Origin of the sequence: Pseudomonas sp. F(2018) (assembly GCF_005508865.1) — a bacterium.
GTDB lineage: Bacteria > Pseudomonadota > Gammaproteobacteria > Pseudomonadales > Pseudomonadaceae > Aquipseudomonas.
In genome coordinates, this window is sequence record NZ_SCOM01000002.1 from 1,033,947 (window position 1) to 1,058,924 (window position 24,978).

The 24,978-nt window shown below is 66.5% G+C and carries 21 protein-coding genes; 10 read left to right on the plus strand and 11 right to left on the minus strand.

The features are described 5' to 3' along the window. Nucleotides 1–117: 117 nt before the first annotated feature. Nucleotides 118–504, plus strand: a complete 387-nt coding sequence (locus tag FFS62_RS12920; protein WP_137973208.1) for a hypothetical protein — start codon at nucleotides 118–120, stop codon at nucleotides 502–504. 114 nt (nucleotides 505–618) lie between these two features. Here the strand turns inward: FFS62_RS12920 and FFS62_RS12925 are convergent, their stop codons facing one another. Together FFS62_RS12925 and FFS62_RS12930 are read right to left on the minus strand one after the other, a co-directional pair. After that, complete coding sequence (locus FFS62_RS12925) at nucleotides 619–3,060, minus strand: glycogen/starch/alpha-glucan phosphorylase (RefSeq protein ID WP_137973209.1); 2,442 nt, start codon at nucleotides 3,058–3,060, stop codon at nucleotides 619–621. A gap of 10 nt (nucleotides 3,061–3,070) precedes the next feature. After that, nucleotides 3,071–3,400, minus strand: coding sequence for a DUF2513 domain-containing protein (locus FFS62_RS12930; RefSeq protein WP_137973210.1), 330 nt, complete (start codon nucleotides 3,398–3,400; stop codon nucleotides 3,071–3,073). Between the two features lie 147 nt (nucleotides 3,401–3,547). Here FFS62_RS12930 and FFS62_RS12935 point away from each other — a divergent pair, with 147 nt between their 5' ends. From FFS62_RS12935 to FFS62_RS12970, 8 genes are all read left to right on the plus strand, one after another. Continuing rightward, the gene (locus FFS62_RS12935) at nucleotides 3,548–3,976 is read left to right on the plus strand and encodes a hypothetical protein (protein WP_137973211.1); all 429 of its coding nucleotides are present in this window, start codon (nucleotides 3,548–3,550) and stop codon (nucleotides 3,974–3,976) included. 2 nt (nucleotides 3,977–3,978) lie between these two features. Then, nucleotides 3,979–5,073, plus strand: coding sequence for a DUF3182 family protein (locus FFS62_RS12940; protein WP_256662212.1), 1,095 nt, complete (start codon nucleotides 3,979–3,981; stop codon nucleotides 5,071–5,073). Further along, complete coding sequence (locus FFS62_RS12945) at nucleotides 5,060–5,830, plus strand: S9 family peptidase (protein WP_137973213.1); 771 nt, start codon at nucleotides 5,060–5,062, stop codon at nucleotides 5,828–5,830. The genes FFS62_RS12940 and FFS62_RS12945 overlap by 14 nt, the downstream gene beginning before the upstream one ends. A gap of 75 nt (nucleotides 5,831–5,905) precedes the next feature. Then, the gene (locus tag FFS62_RS12950; RefSeq protein WP_137973214.1) at nucleotides 5,906–6,409 is read left to right on the plus strand and encodes a DUF4142 domain-containing protein; all 504 of its coding nucleotides are present in this window, start codon (nucleotides 5,906–5,908) and stop codon (nucleotides 6,407–6,409) included. Nucleotides 6,410–6,422: 13 nt separating this feature from the next. Next, complete coding sequence (locus FFS62_RS12955; protein ID WP_137973215.1) at nucleotides 6,423–7,826, plus strand: cytochrome ubiquinol oxidase subunit I; 1,404 nt, start codon at nucleotides 6,423–6,425, stop codon at nucleotides 7,824–7,826. Nucleotides 7,827–7,829: 3 nt separating this feature from the next. Further along, entirely contained in the window at nucleotides 7,830–8,837 is a 1,008-nt protein-coding gene (cydB, locus tag FFS62_RS12960) for a cytochrome d ubiquinol oxidase subunit II (RefSeq protein ID WP_137973216.1), read from the plus strand. Further along, nucleotides 8,818–8,964: a DUF2474 family protein gene (locus tag FFS62_RS12965; protein ID WP_137973217.1), complete on the plus strand. Its 147-nt coding sequence runs from the start codon at nucleotides 8,818–8,820 to the stop codon at nucleotides 8,962–8,964. Before cydB ends, FFS62_RS12965 begins: the two co-directional genes overlap by 20 nt. A 9-nt stretch (nucleotides 8,965–8,973) precedes the next feature. Further along, on the plus strand, nucleotides 8,974–9,933 hold the full coding sequence (locus FFS62_RS12970) for a TIGR03885 family FMN-dependent LLM class oxidoreductase (protein WP_137973218.1): 960 nt from the start codon (nucleotides 8,974–8,976) through the stop codon (nucleotides 9,931–9,933). Here the strand turns inward: FFS62_RS12970 and FFS62_RS12975 are convergent. Then, complete coding sequence (locus tag FFS62_RS12975) at nucleotides 9,905–11,593, minus strand: alpha-amylase family protein (RefSeq protein ID WP_137973219.1); 1,689 nt, start codon at nucleotides 11,591–11,593, stop codon at nucleotides 9,905–9,907. The two genes, FFS62_RS12970 and FFS62_RS12975, sit on opposite strands and share 29 nt — an antisense overlap. 285 nt (nucleotides 11,594–11,878) lie before the next feature. Between FFS62_RS12975 and FFS62_RS12980 the strand changes: the two genes are divergently transcribed. Continuing rightward, nucleotides 11,879–13,222, plus strand: coding sequence for a sodium:proton antiporter (locus FFS62_RS12980; RefSeq protein ID WP_137973220.1), 1,344 nt, complete (start codon nucleotides 11,879–11,881; stop codon nucleotides 13,220–13,222). 1 nt (nucleotide 13,223) lies between these two features. Here FFS62_RS12980 and FFS62_RS12985 read toward each other — a convergent pair whose 3' ends face one another. From FFS62_RS12985 to FFS62_RS13020, 8 genes are all read right to left on the minus strand, one after another. Continuing rightward, entirely contained in the window at nucleotides 13,224–16,802 is a 3,579-nt protein-coding gene (locus FFS62_RS12985; protein ID WP_171016323.1) for an EAL domain-containing protein, read from the minus strand. Nucleotides 16,803–16,804: 2 nt separating this feature from the next. Next, nucleotides 16,805–17,869 carry a chemotaxis protein CheB gene (locus FFS62_RS12990; protein WP_137973222.1) on the minus strand — a complete coding sequence of 355 codons (1,065 nt, stop codon included), beginning with the start codon at nucleotides 17,867–17,869 and terminating at the stop codon, nucleotides 16,805–16,807. Nucleotides 17,870–17,880: 11 nt separating this feature from the next. After that, nucleotides 17,881–20,079: a response regulator gene (locus FFS62_RS12995; protein WP_137973223.1), complete on the minus strand. Its 2,199-nt coding sequence runs from the start codon at nucleotides 20,077–20,079 to the stop codon at nucleotides 17,881–17,883. Nucleotides 20,080–20,086: 7 nt separating this feature from the next. Beyond that, nucleotides 20,087–21,715, minus strand: coding sequence for a methyl-accepting chemotaxis protein (locus tag FFS62_RS13000; protein WP_137973224.1), 1,629 nt, complete (start codon nucleotides 21,713–21,715; stop codon nucleotides 20,087–20,089). A gap of 20 nt (nucleotides 21,716–21,735) precedes the next feature. Next, entirely contained in the window at nucleotides 21,736–22,344 is a 609-nt protein-coding gene (locus FFS62_RS13005) for a chemotaxis protein CheW (RefSeq protein ID WP_137973225.1), read from the minus strand. Beyond that, complete coding sequence (locus FFS62_RS13010; protein WP_171016324.1) at nucleotides 22,341–23,828, minus strand: protein-glutamate O-methyltransferase CheR; 1,488 nt, start codon at nucleotides 23,826–23,828, stop codon at nucleotides 22,341–22,343. Before FFS62_RS13010 ends, FFS62_RS13005 begins: the two co-directional genes overlap by 4 nt. Continuing rightward, on the minus strand, nucleotides 23,815–24,291 hold the full coding sequence (locus tag FFS62_RS13015) for a chemotaxis protein CheW (protein ID WP_137973227.1): 477 nt from the start codon (nucleotides 24,289–24,291) through the stop codon (nucleotides 23,815–23,817). Before FFS62_RS13015 ends, FFS62_RS13010 begins: the two co-directional genes overlap by 14 nt. 136 nt (nucleotides 24,292–24,427) lie before the next feature. Continuing rightward, complete coding sequence (locus tag FFS62_RS13020) at nucleotides 24,428–24,862, minus strand: PACE efflux transporter (protein ID WP_137973228.1); 435 nt, start codon at nucleotides 24,860–24,862, stop codon at nucleotides 24,428–24,430. Between the last annotated feature and the right edge of the window lie 116 nt (nucleotides 24,863–24,978).

Consider the following 24,978-nt stretch of genomic DNA (forward strand, 5'->3'; position numbering starts at 1 on the left):
AGGCGATACGGCAGAGGTTCTAGCGATTTTCACCGCGCCGCTGCGCTGAAAAAGCCCGGCACTCGCCACGCACCTTCCGGTCGAAAAGCCAATGCCCGACAGCCGAGGAAGCGACAGATGAACAACCAAGAAACCTTCCGCGACGCCCTGCTGGTGGCCCTGGTCGATTGCGCCGCGCTGCACTTCGAAGAAGCGGCCCACTACGCCCACGCCAACGGCCTGGAGGCGCGCACGCAACTGCGCAACGACGCTCACCCCGAGCTGCGCCTGACCCTCAAACGCCCCAGCGACAGCGTGCCCTGCGTCTACCGCATCGGCGCCCTGACCGAGTGCAACCTGGTGCTGCACGAAAAGAGCTACGGCCAGGAAGTCCAGCGCCTGGAGGCGCCGCTGGAGTCGATCAACCAGACCCTGGTGGAAACCGAACTGGCCGCCTTCTTCATCAAGGCCGCCGCGCTACCGCTGGACTATGTGGCGGAGCGTCATCAGCCTGGGTTTATCTGAGCGAAGGCCGAGCCAAACGATTGATCCCTTGTAGGAGCGAACCCTGCTCGCGAACACGGTAGCGAGGCAAGGCTTCGCGAGCAGAGCTTGCTCTTACACAAACGCCGCGCCAGGCTAGACCGCGGGCGGCGCGCCCCAGATGTCCTTGGCGTACTCACGGATGGTGCGGTCCGAAGAGAACCAGCCCATCCGCGCCGTATTGAGCACCGCCGCGCGCCACCAGCGGGACGGGTCTTGCCAGAGTTCGTCGACCCGGCGCTGAGTGGCCCAGTAGTCGTCGAAGTCGGCGCAGACCATGAAGCGGTCGTCGTACACCAGCGCATCGACCAAGCTCACGTAGCGCGTCGGGTCGTCCGGCGAGAACACGCCGGAGCGGATCGCCTCCAGCGCCGCGCTCAGGCGTTCGGAGCCGGCGATGACGCTGGCCATGTTCAGCTCGCCGGTCTGCTTGCGCAGTTCCACCTGTTGCGCGGTCATGCCGAAGATGAACAGGTTGTCGTTGCCGACCTGCTCACTCATCTCGACATTGGCGCCGTCCAGGGTGCCGATGGTCAGCGCGCCGTTGAGGGCGAACTTCATGTTGCTGGTGCCGGAGGCTTCCAGCCCGGCGGTGGAGATCTGCTCGGACAGGTCCGCCGCCGGGATGATGGTCTCGGCCAGGCTGACGTTGTAGTTGGGGATGAACACCACCTTGAGCAGGCCGCGCACCGTGGGGTCGTCGTTGACCGTGCGGCTGATGTCGTTGGCCAGCTTGATGGTCAGCTTGGCCTGGTGATAGCTGGCCGCCGCCTTGCCGGCGAAGATCTTCACCCGCGGCACCCAGTCGGTGGTCGGGTCGTTGCGGATGGCCTGGTACAGCGCCACGGTGTGGATCAGATTGAGCAGCTGGCGCTTGTACTCGTGAATGCGCTTGACCTGCACGTCGAACAGCGCGCTGGTGTCCAGGGTCACGCCCAGGCGCTCGTGCACCAGCGCGGCCAGGGCCGCCTTGTTCTGCTGGCGCAGGGCGGCGAAGCGCTTGTGCATGGGTTTCTTGTCGGCGTGCTTTTCCAGGCCACGCAGCACGGACTCCGGCGCATCCAGCACCTCGGGGCCGAGGGTATCCACCAGCAGTTCGGTCAGTTGCGGATTCACCTGGAACAGCCAGCGGCGGAAGGTCACGCCATTGGTCTTGTTGTTGATCCGCGTCGGGTACAGGCCGTGCAGGTCGCGGAACACCGTCTTGCGCATCAGCTCGGTGTGCAACGCGGATACGCCGTTGACGCTGTGCGCGCCGAGGAACGCCAGGTTGCCCATGCGCACCCGCCGGCCGTGGTCCTCCTCGATCAGCGACACCGAGCGCAACAGGGCGAAGTCGTGGATGTCCTGGGCCCGCAGCGAGTCGATGTGATAGGAGTTGATCAGGTAGATGATCTGCATGTGCCGCGGCAGCAGGCGCTCCATCAGCGATACCGGCCAGGACTCCAGCGCCTCGGGCAGCAGGGTGTGGTTGGTGTAGGACAGCGTCGCCACCGTCAGCTGCCAGGCGTCGTACCAGCTGAGCTGGTGCACATCCACCAGCAGGCGCATCAGCTCGGCCACCGCAATGGCCGGGTGGGTATCGTTGAGCTGGATCGCCGCCCGCTCCGGCAACCGTCGCACGTCGCCATGCTCGCGCACATGGCGTTGCAGCAGGTCCTGCAGCGAGGCGGAGACGAAGAAGAACTCCTGGCGCAGGCGCAGCTCCTGGCCGGCCTCGGTGCTGTCGGCCGGGTACAGCACCCGCGAGATGCTCTCGGCGCGCACCACATCCACCACCGCGCCGATATGGTCGCCGGCGTTGAAGCGGTCCAGCTGCAGGTCTTCCTCGGCGCGGGCGCGCCACAGGCGCAGGGTATTCACCGCGGTGCGGCGCCAGCCGATCACCGGCGTGTCGTAGGCGATGGCGCGGATGGTCTCGGTGGGCTGCCAAACGTGGCGCGGCAGCTCGCCCTCCTCCGCCAGGCTGTGCACGCTGCCGCCGAAGCCGATGCTGTAGCTGACTTCCGGCCGTTCGAATTCCCAGGGGTTGCCGAAGTCCAGCCAGGTCTCGGTCTGCTCCAGTTGCCAGCCATCGGCGACCACCTGGCGGAACAGCCCGTGCTCGTAGCGGATGCCATAGCCGTGGGCGGCCAGGCCGAGCGTGGCCAGGCTCTCCATGAAACAGGCGGCCAGGCGGCCGAGGCCGCCATTGCCAAGCGCCGCGTCGGGCTCGATCTGGCGGATGCGCTCCAGGTCCACGTTGAGTTCGGCCAAGGCCTGGCGCGCGACGTCGAGCAGACCCAGGTTGCTCAGGTTGTCGATCAACAGGCGACCGATGAGGAATTCCAGCGACAGGTAGTAGATGCGCTTCTGCCCGCGTCGGTCGAGTTGGGCCGAGGCTTCTTCCCAGCGGTCGATCACATGGTCGCGGGCGGCCAGGGCGATGGCCTCGAACCAGTCGTGGTCGAAGGCGTTGCCTGGGTCCTTACCGACCGCGTACTTGAGCTTGGCGAGGATGTTCTGCTTGAACTCGAGAACCTCCGCTTCCCCTGCCATGGCAACCTCCTCAGGCGATGCGCCGCAGCGTTTCTCGCGCCGCGCTGGTCAGCTGCGCCAGCAGCGGTGCCGGGCGTGGGCGCGCTACCTCTTCGTCGCGCAGGCTGTCCAGCAGATCGTGGCCGAGCAGCGTCAGGTTGCGCCCGATCAGCACCGGCACGCCGTCCCACGGCTCGTCCAGCTCACACTCGACCAGACCGGCCTGGTCGAGCAGGTGCAGGTGGTATTTGACCGACTCCAGGTCGTGGCCGGCGAAGGCCTCGGGCACGAAGTAGCGGCCCTGTTCGCGGCTCTCGATCTCCAGCATCAGCGCCTTGATCAGCTCCCAATCTCTCTTCATGACGGCGTTCCCTCCTCAGGATTACTCCAGATAAGGGTTTGCACGGGCCCGCTTAGTTCCACCTTTCTTGCAGGGAGAAAGTCTGAACTCCCGTGTCGTTGGCCGGTTCAGAAGGCATAGGTTCCACGAATCACCCGGAGGTAGCAGATGATCGCCAAGACCGCTGTGTTGCTGGTCGGCAGCCTGTTCGGCTCGCTGGCCATGGCCGAGGGTTGCCACATCCTCAGCCGCTCCGCCAGCCCGGGTGTAGAGGCGGTGGAGACCGAGAGCTGCTACGAGTTCCAGGGCATGCCCGAGGGCACGATCAACTGGTCGTGCAGCAACGAGAGCCAGGAGACCCTGGGCACCAAGAAGGAGAAGGTCGCCGCGTGCGCGGACGACCACAAGGCCAGCTGCACCGCCGCCATCACCCAGGAAACCCTGGCCAACCACCGCTCGAGCAGCAGCAACCCGCCGCCCAACGAGCCCAATGTGCCGGATGACGCCAAGGTGGTGACCTACTACTACAGCCTGGAGGATCGCAGCCAGGCCAGGAACGATTGCGAGCGAGGCGGTGGTAAATGGCAGGATCGCTGAGCATGAAGGACGGAGTCCTGCTGTTACCCAGCGAGTCGGGCGTCAGCCAGCACGAGCGCGCCGTGCACCAAGTGCTGGGGCGCAAGATCGCCGCCCTGCTCGGCACGCTTTTCCTCGGCGACCGTGATGCCACGGAGCATGCGACAGGTAATTACTACCTGATTCCCAGCGACACGCTGATCGGCTCCGGGCGCTGCCGGGAGCTGGGCATCCAGGGCATCGACGACTTCTTCGGGGGCGTGGTGGCGCAGCCGTTCATGGCCACCAAGGCCATCAGCCATCCGCTGCCGGAGCAGCCTCGCCATGTACCGCAGGGCTGGTCCCACGAGTTTTCCAGGCAGGCGGCCAATTCCATTCTCGGTGGACGCACGGTATTCGACCTGGCGGATGCCCAGCGCGCCGGCGAGCAGCTGCTGGAGCACGGCACGGTGCGCCTCAAACCGGTGCTGGGCAAGGCCGGGCGCGGCCAGGAAGTGATCCACGACCGCCAGCGCCTGGCCGAACTGCTGGCCGAGCAGGACGCCGCCGAGGTGGCCACCTGGGGCCTGGTGCTGGAGGAGAACCTCAGCGACGTAGTGACCTTCAGTGTCGGCCAGGTGCTGGTCGCCGGCATCACCGCCAGCTACTACGGCAGCCAGCGCCTGACCCGCGACAACACCGGCGTGGAAGTCTACGGCGGCTCGGATCTGACCATAGTGCGCGGCGACTACGCCGAACTGATGCGCCTGCCAATGCCCGAGGCGATCCGCCTGGCGGTGTCTCAGGCGCATGTCTACGAGCATGCCGCCTTCGCCGCCTTCGGCCTGTCCGCCTCGCGACGCAATTACGACGTGGCCCAGGGCATCGACAGCCTGGGCAAGCCGCGTTCAGGCGTGCTGGAACAGTCCTGGCGCATCGGTGGCGCCAGCGCGGCGGAGATTTTCGCCCTGGAGGCCTTCGCCGCCGACCCGGAGCTGCGCAGCGTGCGTGCCTCGACCTTCGAGTGCTACGGCGAGAGCGAGCCGCCGGACGATGCTCAGCAGCTCTACAGCGGCGAGGAGCCGGAAGTCGGCAGATTGAGCAAATACGTCAAGGTGGAACCTCATGTCATCTCGTAGCGAGGCAGTGGAAATCGATGTGGACAACGAAACGATAGCCGGGACCATGGTCTCACCGAAGACCAAGGTCCCCGGAATTCTCTTCGTCCACGGCTGGGGCGGCAGCCAGCAGCGCGACCTGGCACGGGCCAAGGGCATCGCCGGGCTGGGCTGCGTGTGCCTGACCTTCGACCTGCGCGGCCACGAGCGCACCCAGTCACGCAAGCAGAGCGTGACCCGCGAGCAGAACCTGGCCGACATCGTCGCCGCTTACGACCAGCTGGCCAGCCATCCCTCCACCGACACCCAGGCTATCGCGGTGATCGGCACCAGCTACGGCGGCTATCTGTCGGCCATTCTCACCACCCTGCGCCCGGTCAGATGGCTGGCCCTGCGCGTGCCGGCGCTGTACTGGGACGAGGAATGGGATGCGCCCAAGCAGCAGATGGATCGCGAGCGCCTGGCCGAATATCGCCGCACCTTCGTGCCGCCCCAGGGCAACCGCGCGCTGTCCGCCTGCTCCGAGTTCGAGGGCGATGTGCTGCTGGTGGAGTCGGAGCACGACGACTTCGTGCCGCACACCACGCTGATGAGCTACCGCGCCGCCTTCACCAAGGCGCACTCGCTGACCCATCGCATCGTCGATGGCGCCGACCATTCGCTGAGCAACGACAGCGATCAGCGCGCCTATACCTCGATCCTCACCAGCTGGATCAGCGAGATGGTCATGGGCGCGCGGGTGGGCAACTACCCGCATCACCTGTCGATCTACTCCTGAGCCAGGAGAAAACTTGAACCCTGCCCCGCTGCCCTCGTCACACACCTAGATTCGCAACGGCTTCGGAGGCTCGCCATGGCCAGAAACACCCTGCGCAGCGCCGGCCTAGGGCTGCTGCTGCTCGCCACACCGCTGCTGGCGGCGCCCACGGTCGATACCCAGGCCTTCGTCGAGCAGGCCGTGGTCGCCCGCATGGCTGAGACCGAGGCAGCGCAACTGGCCCTGCGCCAGAGCCAGTCGGCGGATGTGAAAGACTTCGCCCAGCAGGTCATCGACCACCACCCGCGCGAGAATGCCGACCTGCAGACCTTCGCCCGTACCCGCCAGGTCAACCTGCCGGCCGATGCCGAGCTGCTGAAGCGCAGCGAGCCGCAGCTGCAGCAACTGCGCGGCGACAACTTCGATGCCCGCTATGCCGACCTGCAGGCGCGCCACTACGAAAACTGCATCGCCCTGTTCAACCAGGCCGCCGAGCAAGGCGACGCCGAGCTGCAGGCCTTCGCCCGGGCCAAGCTGCCGGTGCTCAAGCACCACCTGCAGACGGCGCGCATGCTGACCCGCGCCCACCCGCTGTCCTGACTGCGAGACCGACATGGAAGCCCTGGACCTGGCGCGCATCCAGTTCGCCTTCACCATCTCCTTTCACATCCTGTTCCCGGCCATCACCATCGGCCTGGCCAGCTACCTGGCCGTGCTCGAGGCGCTCTGGCTGAAGACCGAGAAAGAGGTCTATCGCGACCTGTACCACTTCTGGCTGAAGATCTTCGCCGTCAACTTCGGCATGGGCGTGGTCTCCGGGCTGGTCATGGCCTATCAGTTCGGCACCAACTGGAGCCGTTTCTCCACCTTCGCCGGCAGTGTCACCGGGCCGCTGCTGACCTACGAGGTGCTCACCGCCTTCTTCCTCGAGGCCGGTTTCCTCGGCGTCATGCTGTTCGGCTGGAACCGCGTCGGCCCGCGCCTGCACTTCTTCGCCACGCTGATGGTGGCCATCGGCACGCTGATCTCGACCTTCTGGATCCTCGCCTCCAACAGCTGGATGCACACGCCCCAGGGCTACGAGATCATCGATGGCCGGGTGATCCCGGTGGACTGGCTGGCGGTGATCTTCAACCCGTCCTTCCCCTACCGGCTGACCCATATGGCGGTGGCCGCCTTCCTCGCCACGGCCTTCTTCGTCGGCGCCTCGGCGGCCTGGCACCTGCTGCGCGGCAACGACAATCCCGGCGTGCGCAAGATGCTCTCCATGGCCATGTGGATGGCCCTGCTGGTGGCGCCGCTGCAGGCGCTGATCGGCGACGCCCATGGCCTCAACACCCTGCAGCACCAGCCGGCGAAGATCGCCGCCATCGAGGGCCACTGGAGCAATGACGAGCCGGGCCCTACCCCGCTGATCCTGTTCGGCTGGCCGGACATGCAGCGCGAGGAAACCCGCTTCGCCGTGGAGATCCCGGTGCTCGGCAGCCTGATTCTCAAGCACAGCCTGACCGAGCCGATTCCGGCGCTGAAGGATTTCCCGCCCGAGGATCGGCCCAACGCCACCGTGGTGTTCTGGACCTTCCGCATCATGGTCGGCCTCGGCCTGCTGATGATTCTCACCGGCCTGTGGAGCCTGTGGCTGCGCTGGCGTGATCGCCTGTACCAGTCCCGCGCCTTCCTGCGCCTGGTGCTGGCCATGGGCCCCAGCGGCCTCATCGCGATCCTCGCCGGCTGGTTCACCACCGAGATCGGCCGCCAGCCCTGGGTGATCTACGGCCTGATGCGCACCAGTGATGCGGTGTCGCTGCACAGCGCCACGCAGATGAGCATCAGCCTGGTGACCTTCGTGGTGGTGTACTTCTTCGTCTTCGGCATCGGCCTGGTCTATGTGCTGCGCCTGGTGCGCAAGGGCCCGATCCCGCACGAGGGCCGCGAGACCAACGATGGCGGCGCCGGTCGGCCACGCACCCCGGCACGGCCACTGTCGGCGCCGGAAGAAAAAGTGGACGAGGGCTGAGCCATGGGCATCGAACTGTCACTGATCTGGGCCCTGATCATCGCCTTCAGCGTGATGATGTATGTGGTGATGGATGGCTTCGACCTGGGCATCGGCATGCTCTACCCGTTCTTCCGCGAGCGCGAGGACCGCGACGTGATGATGAACACGGTGGCGCCGATCTGGGACGGCAACGAAACCTGGCTGGTGCTCGGTGGCGCCGGTCTGTTCGCCGCCTTCCCGCTGGCCTACTCGGTGGTCCTCTCGGCCGTGTATCTGCCGCTGATCTTCATGCTGATCGGGCTGGTCTTCCGCGGCGTGGCCTTCGAGTTCCGCTTCAAGGCCTCCGAGCACTGGCGCCATGTGTGGGACAAGGCCTTTATCGGCGGTTCGCTGGTTGCCACCTTTTCCCAGGGTGTGGTCCTCGGCGCCTTTATCGAGGGCCTGCCGGTGCGTGACGGTCAGTTCGCCGGCGGTTCGCTGGACTGGCTGGCGCCCTTCCCGATCTTCTGCGGCCTGGGCCTGATAGTCGCCTACTGCCTGCTCGGCTGCACCTGGCTGATCATGCGTACCGAAGGCCCGCTGCAGGAGCGCATGCACGACCTGGCGCGCCCCCTGGCCCTGGTGCTGCTGGTGGTGATCGGCATCGTCAGCCTGTGGACGCCGCTGGCCCACCAGGCCATCGCCGACCGCTGGTTCAGCCTGCCCAATCTGTTCTGGTTCCTGCCGGTGCCGCTGCTGGCGTTGCTGACCTTCCAGCAGCTGCTGCGCTCGGTGGCCAACTACGACAACGCCAAGCCGTTCGTGCTGACCCTGGTGCTGATCTTCCTCGGCTACGCCGGCCTGGGGATCAGCCTGTGGCCGCACATAGTGCCGCCGTCGATCACCTTCTGGGACGCCGCGGCGCCGCCACAGAGCCAGGGTTTCGCCCTGGTCGGCGCGCTGCTGATCATCCCCTTCATCCTCGGCTACACGGCGTGGAGCTACTACGTGTTCCGCGGCAAGGTGACCCATGACCAGGGCTACCACTGAACCCTCATTGTGGCGCCGCCTGGCCTGGCTGGTGGCGCTGTGGACCGGCAGCGTGCTGAGCCTGGCGCTACTGGCCTGGCTGCTGCGCCTGCTGATGAGCGCCGCGGGCCTGACCACTCCAAGTTGAGGTACGCCCATGCCAGTGATCGGTTATCACGCCTCCCACGAACAGTTCCCGCCCGGAGAGCTGCTGCAGCTCATGCAGCAGGCCGAGCGCGCCGGCTTCGCCGCCGGCATGTGCTCGGATCACTTCCATCCCTGGAGCGAAAGCCAGGGCGAAAGCGGCTTCGCCTGGTCCTGGCTGGGCGCCGCGCTGCAGGGCACCGCCTTCGATCTGGGCGTGGTCAACACGCCATGCTTCCGCTACCACCCGGCTCTGATCGCCCAGGCCACTGCGACCCTGGCGCAGATGTATCCGGGGCGCTTCTGGCTGGCAGTGGGCAGCGGCGAGGCGATCAATGAGTCGATCACCGGCGAGCCCTGGCCGCCCAAGGCGGAACGCAATGCCCGCCTGGCCGAGGCGGTGGCGATCATCCGCGCCCTGTGGGCCGGCGAGGAAGTGTCGCGCGACGGCCTGATCAAGGTGGAGCGGGCACGGCTGTACAGCCTGCCGTCACGCCCGCCGGCGTTGTACGCGGCGGTTCTGTCGGAGCAGACCGCGCGCTGGGCCGGGAGCTGGGCGGACGGCATGATCACGGTCAGCGGCACGCGGGAGCAGCAGCAACGCATCGTCGACGCCTTCCGCGACGGTGGTGGCGCCGGTAAGCCCTTGCTGCTGCAGGCCAAGCTGTCCTACGCCGAGAGCGAAGCCGAGGCCCTCGCCGGGGCCCATCAGCAGTGGCGCACCAACGTGCTGCCCGGCCAGCTCAGCCAGGATCTGAAGAGCGTCGAGGAGTTCGAGGCGGCGGCCAGCTCGGTGCGCCCCGAGGATCTGCTCGGCCAGGTGCGCGTCGGCAGCGACCTGGCGCAGCACGCCGCCTGGCTGCAGGCCGATGTGGAACAGGGCTTCGAGCGCATCTACCTGCACAACGTCAACCGCCACCAGCAGCGTTTCATCGAGGCCTTCGCTAGCTCGGTGCTTCCGCAATTGCGCTAGCCACCGTGGCGCCGTTCTCGGCCGGCGAGAAGATCGAGCCGACCCGCCACCAGGTATAACCGTAGGGCGCCAAATGCAGCTCCAGCGCCCCGATGGCATCGGCCCGCACCACCTGGCGCGAGATCAGCTCGTAGCAGTCGCGGTCGGCCAGCTCCGGGTGGCGTATGCGCACCGTGCAGGCGCTGCGGGACAGGTTGTGCACGCAGACCACCCGGCCGTGATCGAGGAAATAGCTCTCGGCCAGCACGGCCGCGCCGCCATCGCACTCGATGAATTCGTGACGCCCCAGGCCGAACTCCGGGCAGGAACGGCGCGTCTCGATCAGCGCACGGGTGGCGTTGAGCTGCGACTGCGGTTGCAGCCACTGCTCGGTGACATTGACCCTTGCATAACCGTATTCGCCGTCGGCAATCATCGGCCGGATCAGGCGCTGCGGATCGGCGCAGGAGAACCCGCCGTTGGTTTGCGCCGACCACTGCATCGGCGTGCGCACCGGAAAGCGATCCGGCAGCTCCAGGTTGTCGCCCATGCCCAGCTCGTCGCCGTAATACAGCAGCGGCGCGCCGCTGCGGCTGAACAGCAGGCTCAGCGCCAGGCGCACCCGCTGCGGGTCGCCCAGCAGCGGCGCCAGGCGCCGGCGCGTGCCACGTCCGTAGATGCGCATGTGTGGGTGCGGGGCGATCGCGTCGAGCAGCTCCTCGCGCGTCGTCTCATCCAGCCAGGCCAGATTCAACTCGTCATGGTGGCGGAGAAAGTTCATCCACTGGGCACTGGGCGGCAGCGGTGGCAGCAGCGCCTCCAGCTCACGAATCGGCGTGCCGTCCTCGCGGGCCAGGGCCAGGAAGATGCGTTCGGCGCCGATAAAGTTGAACAGCTGGTTCAGCCCGTCGCCATTGCCGAAGAACTGCCCCAGCTGCTCCGGTGGCACATTGGCCTCGCCCACCAGCATCGCCCCATGGCCATAGCGGCTGGCGTGGCGGCGCAGCTGGCGCAGGTACTCGTGGGGGTCGCTGAAGTGTTGTGCCGGGCCCTTGGGCAGGATCAGGTAGGGCGCCGCATCCACCCGGAAGCCGTCCACGCCCATGGCCAGCCAGAAGCTGAGGATGCGCATGACCTCCTGGCGCACCTCGGGGTTGCCGTGGTTCAGCGACGGCTCGAAGTCGTGGAAGCGGTGGAAGTAGTAGGCGCCGGCCTGCTCGTCGTAGGTCCAGACACTGTCGTAGCGGTCGGGAAACATCACCTGATCGGCATGCGCGTCGTCCGGCTCATCCACCCACACGTAATAGTCGCGGAACGGCGAGCCGGGGTGGCGCGAGGCCTGGAACCAGGGATGCTGGTCGGAAGTGTGGTTGACCACCAGATCGAGGATCACCCGGATGCCGCGAACCCGCGCCTCGTCCATGAAGGCGCTGAAGTCGCCAAAACTGCCCAGGTGCGGGTCGATGCCGTAGTGGTCGATCACGTCATAGCCGTCGTCGCGCTCCGATGACGGATGGAACGGCATCAGCAGCAGGCTGTTGATGCCCAGCTGGCGCAGGTAGTCCATGCGCGCGGTGAGGCCGGGAAAATCGCCGATGCCATCGCCATTGGAATCATGGAAGGTGGCGACATCCAGTTGATAGGACACCGCGCTGTCGTACCACACATCGTTCGCTTCCATCCGCCACTCCGCCGGCCAGAACCCTGCTAGATGGAGCCGAACGCGGCGGCACAAGTTCAGGCAATTGCCGCGGTGCGGGGTTGCGCTCGCGTCCCAGTGCCTGAGGCAGAGATCGGAATGCACGGGCGGATCTCCGGCTGAAGCCGATGACGTGCCCAGTCGAGGCTGACAACCATGAAAGCCTTGAACCCCGCGGCCTGCCGCCCTGTCTCAATGGAGTGACCCACGAGGCGCCCTCTCCATGCATCCTTCGTCCTGCCCTGCACCGCGCCAGCGGAGAACGCCATGAGCTTCAGCCTGTGGCTGCTGGTGCTGGGCACCCTATTGTTGATCCTGGCGCTGACGTCCGCCTACCTGCGCCTGCTGCCGGTGTCTTCGTCGGTGCTGTATCTGGCCTTCGGCCTGGTCATCGGCCCCCTCGGCCTCGAACTCTGGCAACAGGATCTCGGCCATATCAGTGGCTGGCTGGAACACCTGGCCGAGGCGGCGGTGCTGGTCTCGCTGTTCATCGGCGGGCTCAAGCTGCGCCTGCCGCTACGATCGCCCGAATGGCACGCGGCCTGGCTGCTGGCCGGGCCGGTGCTGGTTGGCACCATTCTCGGCCTGACCCTGGTCGGGCACTTCGCTCTCGGCCTGGACTGGGGCCTGGCGCTGCTGGTGTCGGCCATCCTCTCGCCCACCGACCCGGTGCTGGCCAGCCTGGTGCAGGTCAGCCGCGCGGGCGATGTCGACCGTCTGCGCTACGCCATCTCCGGCGAGGCCGGGCTCAATGACGGCACCGCCTTTCCCTTCGTGATGCTCGCCCTGCTGCTGATTGCCCAAGGGCAAGCCCTACCGCAGCTGGATGATGTCCTGCGCTGGCTGTTCAGCGACATACTGTGGGCGGTGCCCGCCGGGCTGTTGCTCGGTTACGTGCTGGGCCGCGGCACGGGCCGCCTGGTGATCTACCTGCGCGCACGCCATACCGATACGGTGGTGACGGCCAACGACTTCCTCGCCCTGGCGCTGATCGCCCTGTCCTACGCCTGCGCCGAGGCCATCGGTGCCTGGGGCTTTCTCGCCACCTTCGCCGCCGGCCTGGGCCTGCGCCATGCCGAGGTGGAAACCAGCAGCCACACCGAGGCTCCCGCCGAGGAAAGCGGCAATCCCGAGCCACGTGAGGAAGGCCAGGCCAACGCCCTGGTGGAATTCGGTGCCGACACTGAGGCACACCCGCAGATCGCCGCTGGCGCGCTAATGGCCGACATCCTGTCCTTCGGCGGGCTGCTCGAACGCATTCTGGAAGTGCTGCTGGTGACCCTGCTTGGCGCCCTGCTGGTCTACCACTGGGACTGGCGCGCCCTGCCGCTGGCACTGGCGCTGTTCTGCCTGGTGCGCCCGGCCATGGTGGTCCTGCTGATCCGCGAGCACCAGCTGCCGCTCGGCCATCGCCTGTTCGTCGGCTGGTTCGGCATCCGCGGCATCGGCAGCCTGTACTACCTCAGCTACGCCCTCAACCACGACCTGTCGCCACTGGCCGCCAGCGAGGCCAGCGACCTGGTGCTCAGCGTGGTGGCCCTGAGCATCCTGCTCCACGGTCTGTCGACCCAGCCGCTGCTGGACTGCTACGAGCGGCTGTACCGACGTTGAATCAGCGCGCCACGCCGATCTGTTGGCGCAGGCGGCGGTTCTCGCGGTGCAGTTCGCGTTGCTGGAAGGCTTCACGCAGCTGGTTGCGCAGGTCTTCCGGCTCCCAGGGGGTGGTGATGAAACGGTAGATCACACCCTCGTTGACCGCCTTGAGGATGCTGCCGACCCGGGCCGCGTCGCTTAGGGCCAGGCGGATGGCGTCCGGGTAGATGCTGCGGATCTTGCGCAGGAATTCCACGCCGTGCATGTCCACCAGACTCAGGTCGGTCAGCACCACGTCTACCGGGTAGAGCGCCATCAGGTTGAGCGCGGCGGCGCCGTCGCTGGCGATGAGCAGCTTGTAGCTCTCCAGACGCAGCACGCGGCGCAGGGCCTCGTGGCTCTCGGCGCTACCATCGACGATCAGCAGATAGCGCTCGGTGCCGTCGAGGATATTGGCCGGCAGGCTCAGCGGCGTACCGCTCTGCAGGAACTGCATGCAGGCCAGCGGCGGCAACGGCGGTGAGTAGAAGTAGCCCTGCATCTCGTCGCAGCCGGCGGCGCGCAGGAAGCTCATCTGCTCCGATTGCTCCACCCCTTCGGCAATCACCTTGATCCCCAGGTTGTGGCCGATGGAGATCATCGAGCGGGCCAGCGAGGCGCTGTCCGGCTCGGTGAGGATGTCGGTGATGAAGCTGCGGTCGATCTTCAGCTGGCTGAACGGGAAACGCTTCAGGTAACCCAGGGAGGAATAGCCGGTACCGAAATCATCGATGGAGAAACGCACGCCCTGCTCGCACAGGTGCTGCATCTTGCGCTGCACCACGTCGGCGTCGCTGGTCAGGATGGTCTCGGTCAGCTCGATCTTGATCCAGCGCGAGGGAATGTTCTGGCTCCTCAGCACGCTGAGAATGCGCTCGATGAAATTCTCGTCGGCAAAGCTGATGGCGGAGAAGTTCACCGCCACGCTGAGGTCCTGGCTAAAGCTCTCGCGCCAGATCGCCAGCTGCTTGCACACCATCTCGAACACGTAGAAATCGATATCGACGATCCAGCCGGTTTCCTCGGCCAGCGGTATGAATTCGCCTGGTGAAACCATGGTGCCGCCGCGGTTCCAGCGCACCAGTGCCTCGAAACCGCACAGGCGGCCGTTCTGCAGGTCCAGCTGGGGTTGGTAGAAGACGATGAACTCCTGGTTCTGCAGGGCATGGCGGGTCTGCTGCTCCATGGCCAGGCGCGCCTGGACCTGCTCGTTCATCGCCGGCATGAAGGCGCAGATGCGGTTACGTCCCTGGTGCTTGGCCTGGTACATGGCGGTGTCGGCGTTGCGCAGCAGGGTGCCGGCATCGCGCCCGTCGCTGGGGAAGCAGCAGAAGCCGATGCTGCAGCTGACCGCCACTTCCTGGCCGTCCAGCATCATCGGGCTGGCAATAGTGTCCTTGATATGTTCCAGCATGGCGACCTGCTCGCTGAGCTGGACGGTGTCGGCCACCAGAATGATGAACTCGTCGCCTCCCAGGCGCGCCACCGTGTCGATGTCGCGCACGCAGGCACGCAGACGCGCGGCGATCTCGATCAGCAGCTGGTCGCCGGCGCTATGGCCCAGGCTGTCGTTGACCACCTTGAACTGGTCGACATCCATGAACGCCAGGGTGAACTGGCCGCTGCCGCGGTTGGCGAAGGCGATGGCCTGGCCGATACGGTCGTTGAGCAAGTTGCGATTGGGCAGGCCGGTCAGGCTGTCGTGGTTGGCCTGGTGCTCCAGTTCCTCCTGGTAGCGCTTGCTCTCGGTGACGTCGTGGAGGATGCCGACGAAGTGGCTGACCTTGCCGCGATCGTTGACCACCGGCGCTACCCGCAGGTCGTTCCAGAATTCCGAGCCGTCCTTGCGGAAGTTGCGCAGCAGGGCCGCGCCCTCCTCCTTCGCCACCAAGGCGCGGCGGATGCTGTCCAGCTCCGCCTGGTCGCGGTCCTTACCCTGCAGAAAACGGCAGTTGCGCCCCAGCACCTCGTCCACCGAGTAACCGGTAATGCGTTCGAAGGCCGGGTTGGCATAGACGATGGGCTGATCCGGATGCTCCGCGTCGGTGATGATCACCGCGTTGACGCTGGCCTCGACCGCCCGAGTGCGGATGCGGATCTCCAGGTCGCGGCGGCGCTGTTCGGTGATGTCCTGGATCACCACGATGGCACCCTGGATCACCCCACTGGCGTCACGAAACGGCACTGCCGAGTTGAGGATGGTCTTGCGCTCGCCCTTGAAGGTCTCGATGTCGACCACTTCGTTGCGCGACACCCGGCCTTGCTGCACGGCACGCATCATCGACCAGCCCGACTCGGTGATGCGCTCGCCGGTCTCCGCCCACCAGCCGCGGTAGTGGCCGTAGCCGTCCGCGCCGCTCGGGTGGGCGCCGCCCCAAATCAGGCTGCTCTCCGGGTTGCTCATGATCAGGCGGCCCTGCTGGTCGGTGACGAACACCCCCACCGGTAGACTGTCCAGCACCTTGCGCAACAGTTCCTCGCTCTTGGTCAGCGCCTCGGTGCGCTGTTCCACCAATTGTTCCATGCTCTCGAACAGGCGCACGCGGCCCAGGGCCATGGCCAGTTGGCGGCCGATGGAAGCCAGGGCGCTGAGTGAGTCTTCCGACCAGGGCTGTGCGTCGCGCTGCACCACGTTGAGCATGCCGATGATCTCGCCGCCCATCTGCAGCGGGATGCTGGCGTGGATGGAGTCGCCCGGTTTGTCGAGCAGCGCCGGGCAGTCGCTGATATTGCTCGGCCGCGACAGCTTGTCACTGACCCAGGCATGTCGGCACGGGCAGTTGCGCGCGCAGTTGTCGAGGTCATGCTTCGAGTAGTTCTGCCCGCGGGCGCAGGCACCGGCCACTTGGGCCGGCTCGTGCGGTTCGTTGGCGTCGGCCAGCAGCAGCCAGGCGCCGACCGCGTCGGGGAACTCCAGGATGCGGCGCAGCGCCGCGTCGATGACATTGCGCTCGCTCTTGGCATCGGTCAGGCCGCTGGTGAAGTGGAACAGGCAGTTGAGCAGCGAGTTGGTACGCGCCAGCTCGTCGTGCTTGGCCTGCAGCTCGTTGTTCAGACGTACGCCCTGCTCGTAGGTGGAAATCAGCAGATCGAGGATCTGCTGGCGGCTGGCGGTGATGAAATGACGCTCGCCCTCCAGCACCACCTCGACCCCCATCTGCACCCGCTCGTGGGTGCGCAGTTCGAGGTTGACCAGGAAGTAGCGGATGCGCGACATCAGGTACTTCTCGTCGAAGGGCTTGACGATGAAGTTGTCCGCCCCCGAGGCCAGGCCGTGCACCACGTCGCGGGCGTCGGCCAGAGCGGTGACCAGGATGATCGGGATGCCCTGGGTCAGCGCCGAGCTCTTCAGCTGGCGGCACAGCTCATAGCCGTCCATTTCCGGCATGACGATGTCGCTGATGACGATGGTCGGTTTGCGCACCGCCACCATCTCCAGCGCTTCGCGGCCATTGCTCGCCACCCGCACCTTGCAGCCAACGGCTTCGAGCATGTACTGCAGTTCGGTGGCCTGGGTGTGGCTGTCCTCTACCACCAGAATTTCGGCGTCTGCATACATGGTCATTCCCTCCCGTTACTTCCGTTTACTGCGGCCATGTGGGTAGCAATTGCGTTGAGCAGGTCGGCAATGCCTTCGGGCGGCAACACCTGGCGGGCGGCCTGCAGGCCGATGGCCGCCTTGGGCATGGAGTCGATCACCGCCGTGCCCGGCTCCTGTACCAGAGTCAGGGCGCCGGCCTGGCACATCTCGGCCAGGCCCTGGGCGCCGTCGCGGCCCATGCCGGACATCTGGATGCCGATCGCCTGCTTGCCGAAGTGGCGGGCGACCGAGCGGAACAGGTAATTGGCGGCCGGACGCACGTGTTCTTCCGGCGGCGCGTCGTCGAGGATTACGCTGCGGTTGGCGGCGAAGCCCAGGTGATGGCCGTCCGGCGCCAGGTGCAGGGCTCCCGGAGCCAGGCGCTGGCCGCGCTCGGCGATCACGATGGGGATCGGCGTCAGCGTCGCCAGCCAGTCGCGGAAGCTCGGCAGGAAACCCGGCGCGATGTGCTGGACCAGCACCAAGGGCCAGGGCTGCTGCGGCGCCAGGGATTGCAGCAAAGCCTTGATCGCCAGTGGCCCGCCCGCCGATGCGGAGATCGCCACCAGCTGCGGTGCGCAGGCCGCCGTCTGCGCCACCAGCGGCGGTGTATCGGCAGAACTCATCTCGCTGGGTCGGCGCTTACGCCGCACGATCTTCACCTGGACCATGCTGCGCAGAGTACGCAGCAACTCTTCGATGCGTTCCTCGAAGTCGCTGGCGGTCGGCCCCGCAGGCTTCTCCAGCACCGCCAGGGCGCCGGCCTCGAGGGCACGCATGGCCGTGACCGAGGCCTGATGATTGACGCTGGCGGAGAGAATTACCACCGGCAAGGCGTAGTGTTCGAGGATACGCTCGGTGGTCTCATAGCCATCCATGCCAGGCATGTGCACATCCATGGTGATGATGTCCGGCATGAACCCGGTGAGCACCTGCAAAGCCTCGGCACCGGTACTGGCCTCGCGTACCTCATAGCCCTCCCCCTCGAGCACGGCACGCAACAGCATGCGGCTCACCGGTGAATCGTCCACTACCAGCACGCGCATCCCCTTCCCCCTCAGATGAGCCGGCGAATGGCTTCCAGCAGGTTGTCCTGCTCGAAGCCGCTCTTGGCCAGATAGGCGTTGGCCCCCGCCTCCAGGCCGCGGGCGCGGTCCTCGGCGGAATGCAGGGCGGTCACCAGTACCACCGGCAGATCCGCCAGGGTGCGGTCGGCGCGTATGCGACTGGTGAGGGTGAATCCGTCCAGGCGCGGCATTTCCACGTCGGACACCAGCAGGTCGAACTGTCCCTGCTTGAGGGCGTTCCAGGCCTCAAGCCCGTCGTTGGCGGTGGTCACCCGGTAGCCCGCCGCTTCGAGAATGGCCTTGAGCAGGCCACGCGAAGTGAAGGAGTCCTCGGCGATCAGCAGACGCTGCACCACTTCTTTGCGGCGCGGCTGCGCCTGTTGGCTGAGGCTGGAGCCCTGAGACTCCAACGCACTGCGATAGAGATCGGCAGGATGCAGGATGGGCACCAACTGGCCATCGCCGAGAACGGTGGCACCCATCAGGTTGCGCACTCGCTGTAACTGGCGTCCAAGATTCTTGACGATGATTTCCTGATCGCCCAGCAGCTCCTCCACCAGCAGCACGAAGCGCTCGCCGCGCACCTTGAGCAGCAGCAGGGTCAGCTCGCTGGCGATGATCGGCGGCTGCGCCAGGCCGAGCACGTCGGCCAGCGGCCAGAGCGGCAGAACCTCGCCTTCGAAGACCACCGACGGGCGGTTTTCCAAAGTACGGATGGCACTCGCCGGCAGGCGCAGACAGCGCTCCACCGCCAGGGCCGGCACCGCGAACACCCGTTCGGCATTGCGCACGATAACCGCCCGGAAAGTCGACAGACTCAGCGGCAGGTGCAGATGGAAACAAGTGCCGCTACCGCGCGCGGAGTCCAGCTCGATACGCCCGCCGAGGCGCTCCACCGTGTCCTGGACAATGGCCATGCCCAGGCCGCGGCCGGAAATATCGGTAATCATGCCGCTGGTGGACAGCCCGGACAGGAAGATCAACCCCAGCGCCTCGCGCTCGCCGAGGACCTGCGCCTGCTCCGTGCTGAGCAGGCCGGCAGCCAGCGCCTTGGCTTTCAGCCCTGCCGGATCGATGCCCGCACCATCGTCGCTGACCCGCAGTTCGAAGCGATCAGCCGACTCCTGGATCAGCTCCACCAGCAGCTTCCCCACCGGGTTCTTGCCCTGGCCGCCGCGCTGGCCCGGGGTCTCCAGGCCGTGGTCGATGGCATTGCGCAGCAGGTGGGTGAGGACAATGCGCAACTCATCGAGGATGCGCTTGTCGACCTGCAGGCTCTCGCCGCGCACCTGCAGCTCCACGCGCTTGCCGGCCTGGCTGGCGATGTCCTGAACCATGGCCGGCACACCCTCCAACAGGCTGCTTCCGGACAGCAGCAGAGCGCCCTGCATCTCGCCTATCAGCGCGTCGGAGAGCTGCGCCAGCCCCAGAGCTATCTGCGTCCCGGACTTGGCCAGGCGGGCGGCACCGAAGTGCAGGCGGTCGAGCTGCGACAGGCTCCAGTCTAGGTAGTCGAGCACGCTCTTGAGGCCGTCCTGGGCGCTGCTCGGAAGCTCGTCGAGGCTCTCGCGCAGCTGCTTGAGCGCGCCGGAGCCAAGCATGCGTTTGGTCCGCTGCGGTTCGAAAGCCAGCGCATGTTCCTGCAGGATGCGCGCGTGGGCGTGTGCCTCCAGCTTGTGCTGCAGCAGCACCTCGCTGTGGAACAACAGCGCGTCCAGGCGCTCGGTGGCCACGCGCACGGTGGTCGGATCCTGCGGCAGTTCGGCAATCGGTGCCTCCACCACTGGTAGCTCCACCTCCTGGCCCAAGGTGCTGTCGTTGAGGCTGTCGATCATCTGCGCCAGTTCGTAACTGTCCACCTCCTGGCCCGCGTGCAGGCGCTGCACCAGCTTGAGCGTCAGGCGACAGAGCTCCACCCGTTCCGGCGTCAGTTCGATATCGGCATGGCGCACGGCGCCGAGCAGGCTCTCCCAGGCGTGGCAGATTCGCTCGATCTCGCCGATCCCGGCGGCTCGCGATGCTCCCTTGATGCTGTGCACCTCGCGAAACAGCGACTCGATGCCCTGCTCGCTGGCGCCACCCTCGCGCCAATTGGCCAGGGTATCGGCAAGGATCGCCAGGCGCTCGGCCGCCTCGGCGCGGAAGCTCGCCTGCAGCCGCTGCCGGAGTGCATCGCGATCGAAGCTCATGGGCGCCTCACAGCTTGAACCGGGCTGCCAGGCCCTTGAGCTTGAGTCCCAGCTGATGCAGGTTGCGCGCGGCCAGGTCGACCTGCCGCGCGCCAGCCACGTTGTCCTGGCTGGCCTGGCGGATGTTCTCCATGGCGCTGCCGATCTGGTCCATACCGATCATCTGCTGCTGGCTGGTGGCAGCGATCTGCAGGGCGATCTCGCTGGACTCCTCCACGCTGCTGCCCAGAGTGCGAATCGCCTCGCCGCTGACCTGGGCGCGCTGGTAGCCGCCCTCCACCGACTTGCTGCCCTCCTCGGCGAGGATGACCGCCTTGGTCATGGCTTTCTGGATATCGCCGAGGATGCCGCGCACCTGGGCAGTGGCCTGCTTGGACTGGTCGGCCAGGGTCTTCACTTCCTGTGCCACCACCGAGAAGCCCTTGCCCGCATCGCCGGCCTTGACTGCCTCGATCGAGGCATTCACCCCCAACAGGTTGGATTGCTCGGCCAGGTCGTTGACCGACGCGACTATCTCGCCGATGGTCTGGCTCTGCTCTCCCAGTCGCATGATGCTCTCCGCCACCGCCTGCATCTGCTCGCGGATCAGTCCCATGCCGCGCAGGGTTTCCTCCACCGACTGACGGCCGCTCTGGACCACCTGGCGAGTGCGCTCGGTGCTCTCGCTGACCGACTGCGACTTGTTACCGGCCAGCACCGCCGTCTGCTTGACCTCCTCCACCGTGGTGGCGATCTCGCTGATCGCCGTGGCGGTTTCCTGGGTGCTGGCCGCCACCTGAGTGGTCACCGCAATGATCTCCTCGCTGGCGCTGGCCACCACCGAGATACTCTCGTCGAGTTCCTGCACCAGCTCGCGCAGGTACTGGCTCATGTTGACGAAGGCCTGGCCCAGACGTCCGACCTCGTCCTGACGGGCGTGCCCCGGCAACTCGCGGGGAATCTCACCGCGGCCGATCTGCTCCGCCAGGTTGGTCAGGCGCGCCAGCGGCTGGGCGATATGCCGGCTGAGTAGCCAGGCCAGCAGTGCGCCACCCAGCACCAGGGCCAGGCCGGCCTGGAAGATGCTACTGCGCAAGTCATCCAGCTGTTGCTGCGACTGGATGATGCTCTCGGCGATGCGCTGGTTGGTGCGTGCCACCAGTTGTTCGGCCAGGTCGTGCAGGCGCTCCACCCGTTGCCGCTGCGGGCCGGCAACCAGCGCCCGTACGTCGTCCAGCTTGCCGGCCTGCAGCAGCGGCAGCAGCTCGCTGTCGCGGCTGCGCACATAACCGGCGCGCACGCTCTGCATCTGCTTGAGCAGCTCGATGGTTACCTCGTCGCCTTGCACGGCCGCCTGCAGGCGCTCCAGGCGGCGATCATTCAGCTCGCTGCCGGCGCGAATGCTTTCTTCCAGTACCTGGGCATCGCCACCCAGAGCACTGAGCATCTCCACGCGTTGCAGGTTGATGCTGATCAGCAGGTCCTTGACGTCGGTCACCCGCGCATAACGCCGGGCGAACTGCTCCTCCTCGCTCTTTTGCAGGGCAACGAACTGCTCCAGCGTGGTGAACAGCAGCAATGCGAAACCCAGGATCAGCGCGGCGAATGCCAGCATCAGCTTGTTACCGATACGCAGGTTCAACAGGTTTGCCAGCATGAATCCTCCTTGCATGGTTCTTAGTCGTCGGCGTGGATGCGCAGGTTCGGATCACCGAGCAGGCGCGTGCCATCCAGCACCGTGGCCTGCTCCGCGGTAACCCCCAGCAGGTAGTTCGCGCGGATGCCCGTCAGGTTGGCCAGGCCCGCCTGCAGGCTGTCGCGCGGGATCTGCTCGATACCGCGGATGCGATCGGCCAGCAGGCCGAACTCCATCTCCTGATTGCGCAGCACCACGAGGTAGTTCTTGTCGGAGAGCCCCTCGATCGGCAGCTCGAAGAACACCCGCAGGTCCAGCACCGAGACGATGTGCCCGCGCACGTTGACGATGCCCAGCACGAAGGGTGGCGTACCGGGCAATGGGGTGAAGTGCGGCAGCGGCAGCACGGCGCCGACATGGCCGGTCTCGATGGCGTACAGCTCCTCGCCGAGGGTGAAGCTGAGCAGCTCGATCAGGCTGTCCGGCCGCGTCTCTTCGACGCTGCGCGCCCATTCGCGGGTGCGTCGCAGCAGGCGCTCCTGATGCTCGCCGGGGTCGGCAGAGAATTCCTGGTCGATGCGTCGTTCGAACTCCGCGAGGCGCTCGCGCAGCTGCGTCCAGCGCTCCTCGACGTTGCCTGGCTCGCTCATGCGGCGCCCTCCAGCAATTGCTCACAGAGTCGGCGCAACTGGCCGGCGCTGAGCCCATCACCGAGCGGCACCTGCGCATCGGCGGCAGCGGACTGCAGCAGGCCCAGACAGACGCGCAAAGCCTTGTCGCCGGGCTGGCGGCGGCCGGCCTCGCGCAGCAATAGCCCCTGCTGGAAATGCAGCATGCTGCAGTCCGGATCGAGATAGAGCGCCTTGTGCAGCGCCTGCAGGGCAGCTAATACATCGCCCTCCTGGCGGGCCAGCAGCGCCTTCAGCCAGTAGGCCGGCAGCGCCGCAGAGTCCTGATCGAGGGCGCGCTGCAGCCACTCCCGCGCCTCGCCGCTGCGCTGCTGGTCGGCCCAGCTGCGCGCCATCAGCAGACAGGCGTCGTAGCGCCTGGCCGAAACCAGACCGGGTTGGGCCAGGTAGCTATCCAGCAGTTCCCGCGCCCGTTCCATGCGGCCCTGAGCCAATGCGGCCTCGGCGGCGCGCCACAGGTCGTCGGGCTCGACCTGCGCCGGCGCGCTGGCAATGGGCTCGGGAAGCGCCGGCGGCACGAACTTGAATTGCGTCACCGGGGGCGGCGTGGGCGGTGTCTTCACTGTCGGTGGCGGCGAGGCCCGCAAGGCCGCGCCCGCGGCCAGGGCGTAGTTGCTGCCGGCCCAGAAGCCGTTTAGGCCGGCCTGGGTGGCGAGGCCCGCTTCCACCGCGCTGAGCACCAGGATGCCGTCGTCGCTGAGGCAGGCCAGCAGCCGGCGCAGCGCGGCCGTGGCATGTTCGGTGGAGAAGTACATCAGCACGTTGCGACAGAGGATCAGGTCAACTCCGGCCAATCCGCGGCTGGGGTTGGGCAACGCCTTGTCGGCCAGGTTGTGGCGCAGGAAGTGGATGCGCCCGCGCCATTCGGGGCGTACCCGCCAGCTGCGCTCGTCGGCCTGGAAATAGCGGGTGCGAAACGCCTCCTCGTTGCGCCGAAAGGCGTTCTGCCCGTAGCGCCCCTGTTCGGCGCGGGCGAGGAACCCGGCGTTGATGTCGCTGGCCAGCAGTTCCAGCGTCCAGCTGGCTGCTTCGGCGCCCAGCAGGCCGTCGAGCAGGAACAGCAGGCTGTAGGCCTCCTCGCCGGTGCAACAGGCCGCGCTCCACACCCGCAGATAACGCTGGCCGGCGGCGCGCCGGCGCTGCAGCAGTGGCGCCAGATGGTGCCGGGCCAGCCAATCGAGGGCCTCGGCATCGCGCCGGAAGTAGGTTTCGCCGACGCTGAAGGCAGAAATCAGGGCCTGGATCTGCGCATCGTCCCACTCGGCGAAGGCCAGGCTCTCCAGCCAGGTAGCCGGGTCACGCTGCTGCTCCACGGCCAGCTGGCGCAGGCGCCGCAGCAGCTCGGGCCGACGTGGCCCGCCGAAGTCCATGCCCAGGTGCTGGTGCACCTTGCTCGCCAGCACTTCCAGCAAGCGTGGCGAACAGATCGGCTCAGCCTGGCGCATGGTCAGCTCCGCTGGCATCCAGGGCGCGCTGCAGCTCAAGCTCGTCGGCGTCGGTCAGCAGCTGCTCGACGTCCTGGATCAGAAGCATGCCCTCCTCGGTACGCAACACGCCGCGCACCATCTCGCTGGGCACCCGGGGCTGCGCCGAATCGACCACATCCGTGGCGGAACACTGGGCCGCCGTCTCCACGCCATCGACCGGCACCAGCAGCTCGCGAGTGCGGCTGCGCAACCAGAGGAACGGCTGCCACAGCGCGAGCGGCGCCGCCGGCCAGGCGAAGCGCCGTGCCAGGTCCACCACCGGGACAATCTGCCCGCGCACATTGGCCAGGCCGAGAACGGTCTGCGGCGCACCCGGCAGCGGGGTGCACTGCAACGCCGGGATCACCCGGATCACGTTTTCCAGAGGTACCGCCAGATGCTGCCCCGCTAGCCGGAAAGGCAGCACAGTGAATCTGTCCATAGAGGCGTCCAGTGCCGCTAGCTGTTCTTCATTACCCTAGCCCAGCACAGCGGCACGTCCAGCGAACCGGTCCATGTGGTCAAGTAGTCTGCCACCTCTTGGCGTCCGGCGGCCCCGCAAACGCAGCGGCGACAGATCAGCCCTGACAGACCTCCATGGCAGAAGTAGGCACACCGAACAGCAGATCGAAGGCCCACTGGAACGCGAAGGCATAGAAGAAGAAAAACAGCAGCAGCCCCAGATCGGCCACCAAGGCCTGCAGCCAGGAGATGTCCAGCCACCAGGCCATCAGCGGTACCAGCATCAGCGCCAGGCCACCCTCGAAGCCCAGCGAGTGCAACACACGCCGCCCCAGGGTACGGGTGCGGCTTGCCTGGCGCGCCTCCCAGTACTCGAACAGGCTGTTGAACAGCATGTTCCAACTCAGCGCCACCAGCGACAGCAGCAAGGCCAGGGTGCCGGAATAGACCATGCTCTCGTCGAACGCGAAGGCAATCACCGGCGACACGAACAGCGCGCCGACCAGCTCGTAGAGCAGCGCCTGGACCACTTTGCGTTTCGCGCCTTGCATAGTTCACCTCACCCTTACCAGCGCCACCAGTGGCCCTTTCTTGTCGCTGAATCTATGAGTGATCAGACCTGCGAACAAATGACCTATAGTTCGCCAGGATGAATCCAACTCACCCA